This is a genomic window from Acinetobacter sp. UBA3106, assembly GCA_002365595.1.
GTDB lineage: Bacteria > Pseudomonadota > Gammaproteobacteria > Pseudomonadales > Moraxellaceae > Acinetobacter.
In genome coordinates this window covers 269,861-282,946 of the sequence record DFAM01000016.1, presented here as the reverse complement: position 1 = coordinate 282,946, position 13,086 = coordinate 269,861, and the positions used below count along the sequence as shown (strand labels likewise).

General features: G+C 42.4%; 12 protein-coding genes and 1 riboswitch. Of the genes, 3 read left to right on the top strand and 9 right to left on the bottom strand.

Annotated elements, in window-relative coordinates:
* Positions 1-15: 15 nt before the first annotated feature.
* The 7 genes from B4C48_RS09285 to B4C48_RS09255 form a co-directional block, all read right to left on the bottom strand.
* Entirely contained in the window at positions 16-249 is a 234-nt protein-coding gene (locus tag B4C48_RS09285) for a zinc-ribbon domain-containing protein (RefSeq protein WP_291355785.1), read from the bottom strand.
* A 54-nt stretch (positions 250-303) separates the two neighbouring features.
* Positions 304-1,221, bottom strand: a complete 918-nt coding sequence (gluQRS, locus tag B4C48_RS09280) for a tRNA glutamyl-Q(34) synthetase GluQRS (RefSeq protein WP_414631502.1) — start codon at positions 1,219-1,221, stop codon at positions 304-306.
* 4 nt (positions 1,222-1,225) lie between these two features.
* A complete protein-coding gene (dksA, locus tag B4C48_RS09275) occupies positions 1,226-1,753 on the bottom strand; it encodes an RNA polymerase-binding protein DksA (protein WP_086174133.1) in 528 nt (175 codons plus the stop codon).
* Positions 1,754-1,962: 209 nt separating this feature from the next.
* Positions 1,963-2,772 (bottom strand): 3',5'-cyclic-AMP phosphodiesterase, encoded by an 810-nt coding sequence (gene cpdA, locus B4C48_RS09270; protein WP_291355783.1) that lies wholly within the window; start codon positions 2,770-2,772, stop codon positions 1,963-1,965.
* A 10-nt stretch (positions 2,773-2,782) separates the two neighbouring features.
* A complete protein-coding gene (locus tag B4C48_RS09265; RefSeq protein ID WP_291355781.1) occupies positions 2,783-3,403 on the bottom strand; it encodes an NUDIX domain-containing protein in 621 nt (206 codons plus the stop codon).
* 77 nt (positions 3,404-3,480) lie between these two features.
* Positions 3,481-5,373: a phosphomethylpyrimidine synthase ThiC gene (thiC, locus tag B4C48_RS09260; RefSeq protein WP_291355779.1), complete on the bottom strand. Its 1,893-nt coding sequence runs from the start codon at positions 5,371-5,373 to the stop codon at positions 3,481-3,483.
* Between the two features lie 111 nt (positions 5,374-5,484).
* Positions 5,485-5,617, bottom strand: a riboswitch (TPP riboswitch).
* Positions 5,618-5,708: 91 nt separating this feature from the next.
* Positions 5,709-6,776: a hypothetical protein gene (locus B4C48_RS09255; RefSeq protein WP_409514829.1), complete on the bottom strand. Its 1,068-nt coding sequence runs from the start codon at positions 6,774-6,776 to the stop codon at positions 5,709-5,711.
* 271 nt (positions 6,777-7,047) lie between these two features.
* On the opposite strand from B4C48_RS09255, the gene B4C48_RS09250 reads away from it, so the two are divergent.
* Both B4C48_RS09250 and phoU read left to right on the top strand, forming a co-directional pair.
* Positions 7,048-8,400, top strand: coding sequence for a TolC family outer membrane protein (locus B4C48_RS09250; RefSeq protein WP_291355775.1), 1,353 nt, complete (start codon positions 7,048-7,050; stop codon positions 8,398-8,400).
* Positions 8,401-8,493: 93 nt separating this feature from the next.
* Positions 8,494-9,210 carry a phosphate signaling complex protein PhoU gene (gene phoU / locus B4C48_RS09245; RefSeq protein WP_291355773.1) on the top strand — a complete coding sequence of 239 codons (717 nt, stop codon included), beginning with the start codon at positions 8,494-8,496 and terminating at the stop codon, positions 9,208-9,210.
* A 197-nt stretch (positions 9,211-9,407) separates the two neighbouring features.
* Here phoU and B4C48_RS09240 read toward each other — a convergent pair whose 3' ends face one another.
* Entirely contained in the window at positions 9,408-11,210 is a 1,803-nt protein-coding gene (locus B4C48_RS09240) for an ABC transporter ATP-binding protein (protein WP_291355771.1), read from the bottom strand.
* A gap of 134 nt (positions 11,211-11,344) precedes the next feature.
* Between B4C48_RS09240 and B4C48_RS09235 the strand changes: the two genes are divergently transcribed.
* Positions 11,345-11,977 carry an alpha-ketoglutarate-dependent dioxygenase AlkB family protein gene (locus B4C48_RS09235; RefSeq protein ID WP_291355769.1) on the top strand — a complete coding sequence of 211 codons (633 nt, stop codon included), beginning with the start codon at positions 11,345-11,347 and terminating at the stop codon, positions 11,975-11,977.
* 197 nt (positions 11,978-12,174) lie between these two features.
* On the opposite strand, the gene B4C48_RS09230 is transcribed toward B4C48_RS09235, so the two are convergent.
* The gene (locus tag B4C48_RS09230) at positions 12,175-12,939 is read right to left on the bottom strand and encodes an IclR family transcriptional regulator (RefSeq protein WP_291355767.1); all 765 of its coding nucleotides are present in this window, start codon (positions 12,937-12,939) and stop codon (positions 12,175-12,177) included.
* Between the last annotated feature and the right edge of the window lie 147 nt (positions 12,940-13,086).

The following is a 13,086-nucleotide window of genomic DNA, read 5'->3' as shown; positions in this document are numbered from 1 at the left end:
GCTGTAAATGATCAATCAATTTGGCTGAGCATGGTTTAATACTGTGCTCGGCATTTCAGTTCCACAGTGTAAACATTTCACAAATTCTCCTTTGGCTTTTGAGAGGGGAATCAGTGGGATAAAAAATAAAGAAAAATAATTACGCTGCTGTTTTAATTCATAGGCACTTCTGGTTCTGCATACTGGACATAAAAACTGATTTTTCTCAACTACTTTGGTTTTAGGACCAATGCCAAATATAAAAAACATCGTGATTCTGCCATGACTGGTGTAGGTATTTTTAGCTTAACGATAATCTGAATTTTATAAATAGCTGCCGTGTAGCTTAGTTGTATGCGGAATTAAGTCTGTATTCCACTGTGCAATGGCTTGCTTGAGCATATGGGCTGGGGTGTCTAAATCAACTTCGGGCTGGTGCAAGGCGTGAATCGCTTGCTGAAGTAATTCGGGTGCGCGATTGAGGTCCAGCGCTTGTGCCAGGTTCTGTTTAGAGAGCTTTTGTCCCTGATCATTCATCGCGAGCGGCAGGTGCATATATTCAAGTTGCGGATAACCGAGCAGCGAACCGAGCCAGATTTGCCGTTCGGTATTGTCTAGCAGGTCAGCCCCACGAACCACATGCGTCATGCCTTGTAAGTAATCATCCACCACCACGGCCAGCTGATAATTGATAATGCCATCACGGCGTTTCAGCACAAAATCACCGAGGTCGTGTTGCAGGTTGGAACAGTGTGGACCTTGCAAACGATCGGTGAAGCAAATCTGTTGATTGGAGACTTTCAGACGAATAGCTTGCTGCTGAAAAGGCAGATGTAAATCCCGGCAAGTTCCGGCATAAATATGATTGGAGCCGAGCATTTTACGGGTGCACTGGCAGGCATAGACCCAGCCTTGTTGATGCAGCTGTTCAATGACCTGTTCATACAGTTCTAGACGGTCTTTTTGGAAAATGATTTCGGCATCGGGTTCAAACTGGAACGCTGCAATTGAACGCTGGATATGTTCTTCACTGCCGGGATAAATACGCGGAATATCGGTATCTTCAATTCTGACCACCCATTGACCCTGATGGGCACGGGCATCGCAATAACTGGCTAGTGCAGTGATGAGTGAGCCAAAATGCAAAGGGCCGGTTGGCGATGGCGCAAACCGACCCACATAAGCCGTCCTGTTGTCCCCCTCCTTTATTAAAGGGAGGGGCAGGGAGGGATTACTTAACACAGTATTAACCGTTATTTTGCTTCTCTTTGATTTCTGCTAGAGTTTTGCAGTCAATACAAAGGGTTGCAGTTGGACGTGCTTCAAGACGACGCAGACCAATTTCAATACCACAAGTTTCACAGAAACCGTAATCATCGTTTTTAATCGCTTCGATAGATTGCTCAATCTTGCGGATTAACTTACGTTCACGGTCACGTGTACGGAGTTCAATGGCAAACTCTTCTTCTTGTGTCGCACGGTCATTGACATCAGGCAAAGCTGTATTTTCGTCTTGCATGGTGTTTAAAGTACGGTCTACTTCAGACATTAGTTCAGCTTTCCACGCCAATAAAATCTGGCGGAAATGCTCAAGCTGTCCTTCAGACATGTATTCTTCATTTTTTTTAGGCTGATAAGGTGCAATACCAAATAAGCTAGCAGTAGAACCACTTTCTGACGCTTTTGGCTTTGTTTTACGCACGCGTTTGGTAGATTTTTCATCTACAACATCAGTTTGTTCGTCCAAGACTTGATTTTGGTTGTCATTCGCCATATAGGGCATTCCTCATCATATACGTATTATCTATACGCAAAAAATATGGTGATATGCAAGTGTTTTTATCCAACCCTCAGGAGATTTTCCTGCGAGGGTCGTCATCATATAGACTTTTTGTGCTTTTTGATAGTCTTTGATGCTTGGATTCTATCGATCATGCTTCCTTTAGAAGGCATAAAGTAATAGAAAAAAAGCAAAATGAAAAGTTAATAACCTGAAATTTCACTATTAATTTGTTGTCGTGCTGTGTGAACACGGTGAATTTGGGTTTCAAGTTCACCATTGGCTTTCAGATGCAGGACACGAAAACCTGGCGCTTGGTCATCCAGGGCGAAATCTTCGCTTAAAGGTTTGAACTGAACACAGGTCGATGGCGTGGAGAAAAACTGGATGTGCTGCCATTCATTGCAAGAATCCTGATGCACATGACCAAAAATCACCGCTTTAACATTACTGTACTTGGCCAGAATGTCGGTTAGATTTTGAGTGTTTTTCAGTTTGTGCTGATCGATCCATTTTGATTGCATTTCGAAGGGATGATGATGGCATGCCACAATTACGAATTGCTGTTGCAGTTTTGCTAAAAGTATATCCAGTTGTTGTAATTGCTCCTGTTCAATCCAGCCATCGATCCTGTCATGTACCGCACTGTTTAATAGAACAAAGCTCCATCGGCCAAAATGAATCGCCTGGGCCTGGTTTTTATGCTGGTAGAACGGGAAGATATCAATATCGTCATGATTACCCGGTATTTGATAAAACGGGATTCCCAGTGTCTGCATAAAAGCCAAATAACGGCTATAGGTTTCTTCTACCGGAACTTGGGCCAGGTCACCAGTATGAACAATGGCATCTGTATCCGGATATTGCTGCTGAATTTGCCGGATCACCGAATGAAAGCTGTGTTCAGGATTCATATGCACAAATTCTAAATCTTCCTGATTCATCAAATGTGTGTCTGAAATTTGAATAATGGTCCAGTCCTGCTGGTCTGCATTGTTTTGGTATAAAGTCATGTCCGACTCCTTAGACATTCCTTGTTGTTTTAATATGTTGTTGCAGCCATTGCAAGGCCATAATGACAGGCGCATTCTTTAAGCGACCATTCCCCAGTAAAGTGGTTATTTCACTATAATCAAGGATATGTAGCTGAATATTTTCGCCTTCATCGGGCATGCCAAAGATTCCGCCTTGCTGCGGAAGATGTGCTTGGGCACTATATAGGTGGAACAGTTCAGAACAGGCCCCAGCTGAAGGATAAAAGCTGAATAAAAGCTGTAACTGATCAATCTCACAGCCTGATTCTTCCAAGCTTTCACGACGTATACAGCTTTCCGGCGATTCATCGCCATCGAGTACACCGGCAATCACTTCCAGTTGCCAGGGGGACTCTGGATCATCCATCGCACCGACACGGAATTGCTCAATCAGGGCAAATTTTTGCTGGGCATCATTATAAATCAGCACACCTGCAGCTTCAGGCCGGTGAATCAGTTCACGCTGCATGACGGGAGTGAATTCGCTTTGGTTAAATAAACGATGGCAGAGATTTACTTTTTCAACCTGAATGAAGCCACGAAAAAGATATTCACGGGACTGAACTTGCACTTGGTCGCGATTATAGGTCGCTTGTTTAATAATATTCATATAGCTCAGTCAGGATGAAAATCATACATTCATCCTAACTGAGAATTTCATGAAAATAAAAGATTTTTTTTTCAGAATTACAGCTTGTGGTACAATTTTTGACCATGCTCATGATAGCTGGTTTTCATGGCATTCAAACCGGCTTCAATCTCTGTGTCCTGTTGTTGATTTTGTTCTGCAACACCTTGATTTTTCGCATAATCTCTCACATTTTGGGTGATTTTCATGGAGCAGAATTTAGGACCACACATGGAGCAGAAATGCGCCGATTTATGTGCTTCCTTCGGCATGGTTTCATCATGCATACTGCGGGCAGTATCTGGGTCCAGACTTAAATTGAACTGATCTTCCCAGCGGAATTCAAAACGTGCTTTGGATAAGGCATTGTCACGTACTTGAGAACCTGGATGTCCCTTGGCCAAATCTGCTGCGTGGGCAGCAATTTTATAGGTGATGATACCGTCTTTGACATCTTTCTTGTTGGGTAAGCCCAAATGCTCTTTCGGTGTGACATAGCACAGCATGGCGGTACCGTACCAGCCAATCATGGCAGCGCCAATTGCCGAGGTAATATGGTCATAACCCGGAGCAATATCGGTAGTTAACGGCCCCAAAGTATAAAAAGGAGCTTCCTTACAGACTTCCAGTTGCAGATCCATATTTTCCTTGATCATATGCATCGGCACATGGCCCGGTCCTTCAATCATCACCTGTACATCATGTTCCCAGGCACGATGGGTCAGTTCACCCAAAGTACGCAGTTCACTAAACTGCGCTTCGTCATTGGCATCCTGAATACAGCCGGGACGCAAACCATCGCCCAGGCTAAAGGAAACATCATAGGCTTTCATGATCTCGCAGATCTCATCGAAATGCGTATAAAGGAAATTTTCCTGATGATGCGCCAGACACCACTGCGCCATGATAGAACCGCCACGTGAAACAATTCCGGTTAAGCGGTTGGCAGTCAGCGGCACATATCTTAAAAGCACGCCGGCATGAATGGTAAAATAATCCACGCCTTGTTCCGCCTGTTCAATCAGAGTGTCTTTAAAGATTTCCCAGGTTAAATCTTCAGCAACCCCATCGACTTTTTCCAGTGCTTGATAGATTGGCACAGTACCAATCGGGACAGGGGAGTTACGAATAATCCATTCACGGGTTTCATGAATGTTCTTGCCGGTCGACAAATCCATAATGGTATCGGCACCCCAGCGGGTTGCCCAGGTCATTTTCGCGACTTCTTCATCAATGCTGGAACCAAGGGCAGAGTTACCGATGTTGGCATTGATTTTTACCAGAAAGTTACGCCCGATAATCATCGGCTCAATTTCAGGATGGTTAATATTGGCTGGAATAATGGCACGACCTTCAGCCACTTCCTGACGCACAAATTCAGGGCTAATTTCAGTCAGGTTTTTCGCACCGAAATTTTGACCGGCATGTTGGCGTACATCGACACCTTCCTGCTGGCGCTGGTTTTCACGAATGGCGATATATTCCATTTCCGAGGTAATGATGCCCTGACGGGCATAGTGCATCTGGGTGACATTTTTGCCCGCTTTGGCACGACGCGGCTTTTGAATATGGGCGAAGCGGATTTCAGCCGTGCGAATATCCTTCAGGCGTTCCTGTCCAAAAGCAGAGCTTAAGGTATCAAGACGTTCAGTATCCTGACGTTCTTCAATCCAGGCTTCACGCACATTGGGCAAGCCTTTATTCAGGTCAATGGCAACGTTTGGGTCGGTATATACCCCTGAAGTGTCATAGACCATAATCGCAGGATTGTATTCGCCGCCTAAACCGGTTGGGGTCTCAGTCAGGGAAATTTCGCGCATAGGCACTTGAATGTCGCTACGCGAACCCTGGACATAGACTTTTCTGGAAGCGGGTAAAATTCGGGTGAGATCTCTGGCATCTTGCTCATGTTGAGCAGACATATCTGTTGCAGAGTTCGTTAATTGGTGCATTGCAATGATCCTTGTGAAATGACATCAACGAATCAAGCACGACCAAAAACGTGGCTGTTTTATCCGGGTAAATTTATTGTAAAAATCCACACGAATAAATTATAGGCTTAGGTTTTCTGATGGCTTGATTCCTACGCAGGTCTTAACCTGATCAGGTTCAACGGTACTCACCATCAAATGCTATATCTGCATATAGAATTTAGGTGATCTCAGCGAGTTGTTACTCGCGCTCCGTCAAGCTATGCGGCAATATTAACACGCCAAACTGCTAAAAAACATTCACATAAAATATCGCTTTTGAGTGGTTTTATTGATTCTGCATAGAAAGCAATGGCTTAAAGACAAACCGCATCACTAAAACAGTCGCGCGGGTTAGAAAGACTTAAATTTTGTAGACCTAAATATTCATCTAACTGTTTGAGTGCCAGCTGCTTTTCAGACATCGACTGTTGTTCTTTAGGGCTTAACTGGACTGGAATTTCTTTTAAGCGCTGCTGCTCAGATAATTGCAGAAATTGCAGAAATTTGTTCGCTTGAAAGGCTAAATGTGAATTTTTGACCTGGGCTAATTTTTCAATTTCATCCAGCGAGCTACTTTGGATGGCATATTTATCCAGGTAAGTATCCGAGACAGGCGAATCATTCATGCCTTTAAATAAAAACAGGGTATACATCTGTAAAAGATACTCAGCATCCTTGCGATAGCTGCTCTTCGGGTATTGATTTAAATACTCTTCCCAAAATAAGGCTCGAGCCGAAATCTCATACGGTTCAATAATCAGGATTTGGTCTGAAAATACCGGCTGCATATTTTGGGTAGCCAGATTTTCGATAAAGACCTGTTCGGCTTTTGGCATATAAGGCGCAAAAATTCTGGCTAAATATTCAGGGCTACGGCGATAATTGACCTGACCATTGCCAGTATCATACATCTCTATATACGCCTGCCCTTTATGTTTTAATAAATATTGATCACGTAAATTCAGTTGTTCAAAATGGTTCTGTTGAATGGTCGGATGCTGGGACAAATCAAAAGCGTACTCTTCGAAAGCGAGTTGTTGCAGCGCAGTTCTGTCCACGCTGAGGAAGTTGTTATACATTTGATTGGACAGTTTTAATAAATGCTGCTGTTCTGCAAAGGTAGACAGAGGCAAGCATAATTTTAAATCCTGATTGATCTGTTCCAGAGCAAAAGTAGTGCGTTCCGCATTAATGGCCAGCATGTTTTTTTCAAGATTTTTGCATAATAACGATAAATCTACCGTTTCATCTTGTTCTGATTGTTTTTGTACCTGTTCTGGGATAGGTTGAGGCTCGGGTTTTTGACACCCGAGCAGAAGCATAAAAATAAAAAAGGGAAAGCATTGCTTAACAGAAAATTTCGTTTTTAAAGGCACAGTCATTCTATATCGGGTACATGCGGCAATGATTTGTCGGGTATATCGATATTTTATAACTGAAAAAGTCTTTGTCTGTGTAGTATTATGAAGAGTTTTGGTTACGCGCTGTGATTATCGACAAATAATTATGGAGACAAATGGATAACACCGGTACATATTGTAAAAATTAATAAAAATCATACGGAAAATTGAAAAGATCATTTTAATATTGCATAGCTTTTATTATAAATATGCGTGTCTATGGATGGTCGCTAGTAAGGATTTACTATAAAAAATGGATATTAAAATAGTCATTAGTGCATGTGTGTTGCTGTTTAGCCCATGGAGTCATGCTTTGGATTTGGTGGAAGCCTATCAACGGGCAAAAAACAGCGATCCGAATTGGCAGGCCAATCTTCTACAATATGAAGCAGATCAACTCAATTTAGGTATTGCCAAAGGAAATTTACTGCCAACAGTGACTATTTCTGGAAATGTGGCACGTAAAAGCCAGCAGACCAGTGACACCAGTATTCCAGGTTTTCCTTCAGATGCATTTACGTCTTCATCGTCCACAACTCGACAAATTGCCATTACTGCACGCCAGCCGATATTCCGTTGGGATGCTTGGGAAGGTTTAAAGCAGGTCAAAACTTCCGTTAGTTTGAGTGAAATCACTTTACAATTACAGCGCCAAGAACACATTTTAAATGTCTCTGAAAGTTATTTTAATGTGTTGCGTCAGCAGAGTTTAACCGTAGCCAATCTACAAGAAGAAAAAGCACTGTTCGAACAGCTTAATGTCATGAATGCCAAATTGAAAGAAGGCTTGGTGGCAAAAAGTGATGTCAGTGAGGCCAATGCACAATATGAAAGTGCCCGGGCCAACCGGATTGCCACGCATGTACAACTGGTTTTGGCACAGGAACAGCTGTCCCAGTTAATCGGGCCCTATCAAGAGAGTCTGGCAGTACTCCGAGATGACTTCCAATTCCAGAAACCTTATCCGGCCGATCTGGATGCTTGGACAGCGCTGGCACTGAGCCAAAATCTTTCGGTTCAGCAGGCGCGTATCCAGCAGCATTATGCAGAAGACCAGAAACGGGTAGAAAAAGCCGCCTTATATCCGCAAATTGAGGCGGTCGGTACCTATGGCTATATTAAACAGACCCCGCAAAATGTGGTTTCCAGTGATGGCCAGTTTGATCAGGTTGGCGTAGAGATGAACTGGAATGTTTATACTGGGGGCAGAACGCAAAAGTCTATTCAAAAAGCTGAAGTGAATGTGAAAAAAAGCGAAACTCAGCTCGATGCCGTGATTCGCAAAGCCAATACTGATGTTAAAAAATCTTATATGCAGGTCGAAACTGATCAAGCCAAACTACAGGCACGAAAAGCCGCCATGGATTCTTCGGAAGTGGTTTCTCAGGCTTCTAGAGCACAATATCAGGAAGGCTTGAAAACCATGGTCGATGTACTGCTGGCGCAGCGTAATGCTTTTTCTGCCAAACAGGATTATTTAAATGCAAAATACGATTATTTGATTAATGTGCTGCGTTTAAAAGCATCGGTCGGTAAATTGACTGAAAAAGACCTGGAAGAAATGAATGCCTGGTTAATTGATAAGTCATTCAAGCCAGCCAGCTAATCTGCGGTTTTTGTCATGAAAACTTCACATTAGATATGTTTTAATATTGAACACGATCATTCATTTTAAAATCGCTGTTGTGGAGTATGTACCTTGCCAAATAATCCGGTGTTAAATCATCATATTTCTTCGCAATTTAATGAAGATTTGCAAGATGTAAATACCAAGTTCATGACTATGGGGGGGCTGGTAGAACAGCAGGTTGCCAATAGTATTCATGCCTTGTTAGATACCGATGCCACTTTAGCGATTGATGTGCAATTTCAGGATAATGTGGTTAATCGTCTGGAAACCGAGATTGATGAAGCCTTAACCCTGATTCTGGCGCGTCGTCATCCTGCTGCGATTGATTTACGTATGGTGATTGCCATGTCCAAGGCCAATACTGACCTGGAACGTATTGGCGATGAAGCTGCAAAGATTGCCCGTATTGCACAAAATTTATGTGAAGAGGGCAGTTCTCCGCGGGGTTATATGGAAACCCGTCATATTGGCAATCAGGTTCGGGTGATGATTCATGAGGCCCTGGATGCCTTTGCGCGTCTGGATGTCGATCAGGCTTTACGGGTGCTGCTTGCTGATGCCGATATTGACCGGGAATACCAGTCTGCGACACGTACCTTAATGACTTATATGATTGAAGATCCGCGGCATATTTCCCGCGTCATTAATGTGATGTGGGTGCTGCGTTCTCTGGAGCGGATTGGCGACCATGCCCGTAATATTTCTGAACAGGTAATCTATATGGTCAAAGGTCTGGATGTACGCCATACCAGTGTCGAAGAGATTGAACAAAAAGTTCAGCGTTAAGCGAAACAGTCTCAAAAAGCCCATCTCAATGATGGGTTTTTTATTGCCCATGCATTCACGGTCAGGCCATCAATAAGGGTTCAAGCGTGCAACTTAGCGAAAAGCATATATTGCTGTGCTCATGAAAAGTAATAAACGAGTTTCGATTATGGAATGAATCATGAGAGCACGCTGTTATAAAAATATTCATAACATAATCAGCTATGCGTTTCTTCCTCAGCATCCTCTTCAAAGGTTCTGGCAATCTTTTCAATATTCAGGCTTTTCGCCATAGCATCAAAAATTTCTTTATAGACGCCGTCCTGATGGTAGAGCGCATCATGTTCGCCGTGTTCAGCAATACGACCTTCTTTCATCACATAGGTATAATCGGCATCAATAATTTGCGACAAACTGTGCGAAATAATAATCACGGTTCGTCCTTGTTTGATTTGATCCAGACTGTGTTTGATCTGCTCTGAGGCAATTGCATCCAGACTGGCAGTCGGTTCATCCAGAAAAATAATCGGTGGATTTTTCAGGAACATGCGGGCAATGGCAATCCGTTGCTGCTGGCCACCAGAAAGCATTAGGGCATCGGTATCATAGCCTTCAGGCAGCTGTAAAATCTGCTCATGAATGGAGGCTTTTTTAGCTGACTCGACGACCTCTTCCAGACTGGCATCAGTTTTACCATAACGGATATTGTCAAAAATTGAACCCTGGAAAATATGATTTTTCTGCAACACCAGCCCAATATGATCACGTAAATACTGGGTATCAATATTTTCCAGATTAATGCCATCCAGTTGTACCTGTCCGGATGCCGGTTGATAAAATTTATCCAGTAAACTAATCAGGGTCGATTTACCTGCACCAGACAATCCGACCAAGGCGGTAATTTTATTGGGCTGAATCAGCATGTTGATCTGCTTTAAGGCATGATGACCATTGGGATAATAAAATTCGACATTCTTTAGTTCAAACTGTCCCTGAATAACCGGCTTTTGAGTTCCACTGGGCTCAATTTCATGATCGGCTTCCAGAATTCTAAAGAAGCTTTCCGAATAAATCATCGCATCATTGACTTCATCATATATACGATGCAGCGAGCGAATCGGGGCAGAGACGTTGTTAAATAACAGCACGTGATACATGATCATGCCGATACTCATTTTCCCATCCAGTACAAAATAAGCGGTCAGGATGATAATCAGCACAATGCCAATCTGTTCAATAAAGGTCTTTAAACCGTCAAATAGAAAACTGGTTTGACGGGTCTGCATCTGATTATTGGTCAGTTCTTTTTGCAGCTTGAGCTGTTTGTCGGATTCAATCGATTCACGGTTAAAGGATTTAATCACGGTAATGGAATTAATGATGCTGAGAATACCCTGGCTTTTTTTCTCGCGCCCATCGCGTAAATTACGCCGCCATCCTCCCAGTTTTTGTGCCTGTTTATAGGTCAGCCAGAAATAAATCGGCACAATACTCAGCGCCACCAGACCGACATAAAAATTGGCATAAAACATCAGCCCCAATGCCACAATCGCGCTGGTAAATAAAGGTAAAATATCAATAAAAAAGATTTGAACCAAACGCGTCAGCGAACCAATCCCGCGGTCGATTCGGGTTTGCAGTTTACCGGCCTGATTATTGTCTTCATTAAAAAAAGCCAGCCGATAGGTCAGAAATTTTTCAATGATGCCTTGGGCTAAATCTTGCGAGACAAAAATGCGTAGCTTTTCACCATAAAATTTTTGTCCAAATTGCACAAAGGCATTCACCACTTCTTTACCCAATAAAATGGCAGAGATGGTGATCAGAATATGCCAGCCTTCAGATAGCCCCAAACCGGATTCAATCAGCCGGTTAATGCTATCTACCGCATATTGTAAAGTTAGTGCGTTGACCTGAGCAGTGAAGGAACCGATCAGGGTTAATAGCAGGGTAGCAACCACCAATAAACGGTAAGGACGAACAAAGGGCCGAAGTTTTTGAAACAAGTGCCATAAATTCATATGCAATTTTTTTATTTTCAAGTTTGATTTGAGTCTAAGCCTGATCTGTCCATGTCACAAGCGCATACAATGTTTTGAATTGTGAACAGCCATACTCCGCTAGAATAAAGTGAATTTTATATTTATTGTCGGTCATGAACTTCGAATTATTTGAGCCGGAAGCCCGAGCCAATCTGTTGCCCCGTGACGGCATTGTGCAAGACTATGGCCTGATTTTAACGCCTCAGCAGAGCGAGCAATATTTACAGTATTTTTTAACTCATCTGGCCTGGCAACATGATGAAGTGCGGTTGTATGGAAAACACTATAAAACTGCACGCAAAGTGGCCTGGTACGGTGATGAAAATTACCAATATCATTACTCCGGCACATTCAAGCAAGCTCATGTCTGGACACCCGGATTATTTCGTTTAAAGCAGCAGATTGAAAAGTTGGTCGGACATTCGTTTAATTCCTGCCTTGCCAATTTATATGAAAATGGTGATCAAGCTGTAGGCTGGCATAGTGATGATGAACCGGCTCTGGTTTCTAAAGCCGGTTTTGAAACCGTAATAGCTTCATTAAGTTTTGGCGTAACACGGAAATTTAGTTTTAAGCATAAAACCAGTCAAGAAAAAGTGGATCTGCTATTACATAGTGGCCAATTGATAGTGATGCGCGGCCAAACCCAGCAGTACTGGAAACATACCTTAAGAAAATCGACAAAAATTATTGAGCCGCGGGTGAATCTCACTTTTCGTTATTTTTATCCGTATGAACATTCATAAAAACCCCTCATGAGTGCATAAAAAAAGCCCATATGGGGATGAGCTTTTTTTAAGTTTGAGGAGCACTTTAACATGACATCTCATTATCATGGAATAATGGATACTGAAGAACAATAATCATATTATGAGAATATATTGTTAAATTCAACATATTTTAGATTAAAAAATATAATCATTCCTCAAATTAACCATTAGTCTTACTGATGGGTCAGGGTCATAAATTTCTTTTCGATTAAGTCGGCATTGTCGCGTAATATCTCAATTAACTTTTGGAAATTGGTAAATTCAAAGCGGTTTCTAGAGGCCAATAAGGTCAAAGCCAAAGGCGGTTCTTTGCTGGAAAACTTCACTGGAATAGAAAGAGTGGCGAAATTCGGATCAACTTCTCCATTAGAAAAGTAATAGCCTTGCTTTTTAATCTGCTTCATTTGCTGTATGAACTCTTCTTCACTATGGGCAAATCCAACTTCAGACAGTTCGCTGGCAAAGCGCTGGTAGTAATCTATGATCCGCTGTTTCGGCAGATGAGCCAGAATCACCTTGGCAGAAGAGCCTTTATAAATCGGTCGAGGACAACCACGACCATAAATCAGCGTGGTCAAGTCTTTATACAGTTCGTGATGAATATCGATACATGAATCGTAATTTAAATGCGTAAGCAGACAGCCGAATTCAGTACGCTCTACAATCTGCTGCATAAATGGAATGCTGATTTGTACCAACGGGTCGGTAGTGCGGGAAATATAATCCAGTACGGCAATTTTCGAGCCGAGCGTATAGTCACCTGAAGTTCCACTGAGGCGCTGCAACAATTCTGCCGAAACCAATTCTTTTAAATAACGGTAACTTGTGGGCTTAGAGAGTCCTAATTCCTCACTAATAATGTCCACATTAATAATAGGGCGAGACACCGAAAATAAATCCAAAACGGTGAGAATCTTACCAAAACTAGAAAGTGCCATAAGTACCTGCTTGGTCAAAGCATATAAAAGAGAAACGAATCAATATTACTTTATAACAAAAAATCAGGTAGAGCAGGGCTTTTGTTGAGACAATGCCGTATTTGTCAGCATTCAAAAATATTTTCCATGCAGCATGAGAAAATAAAT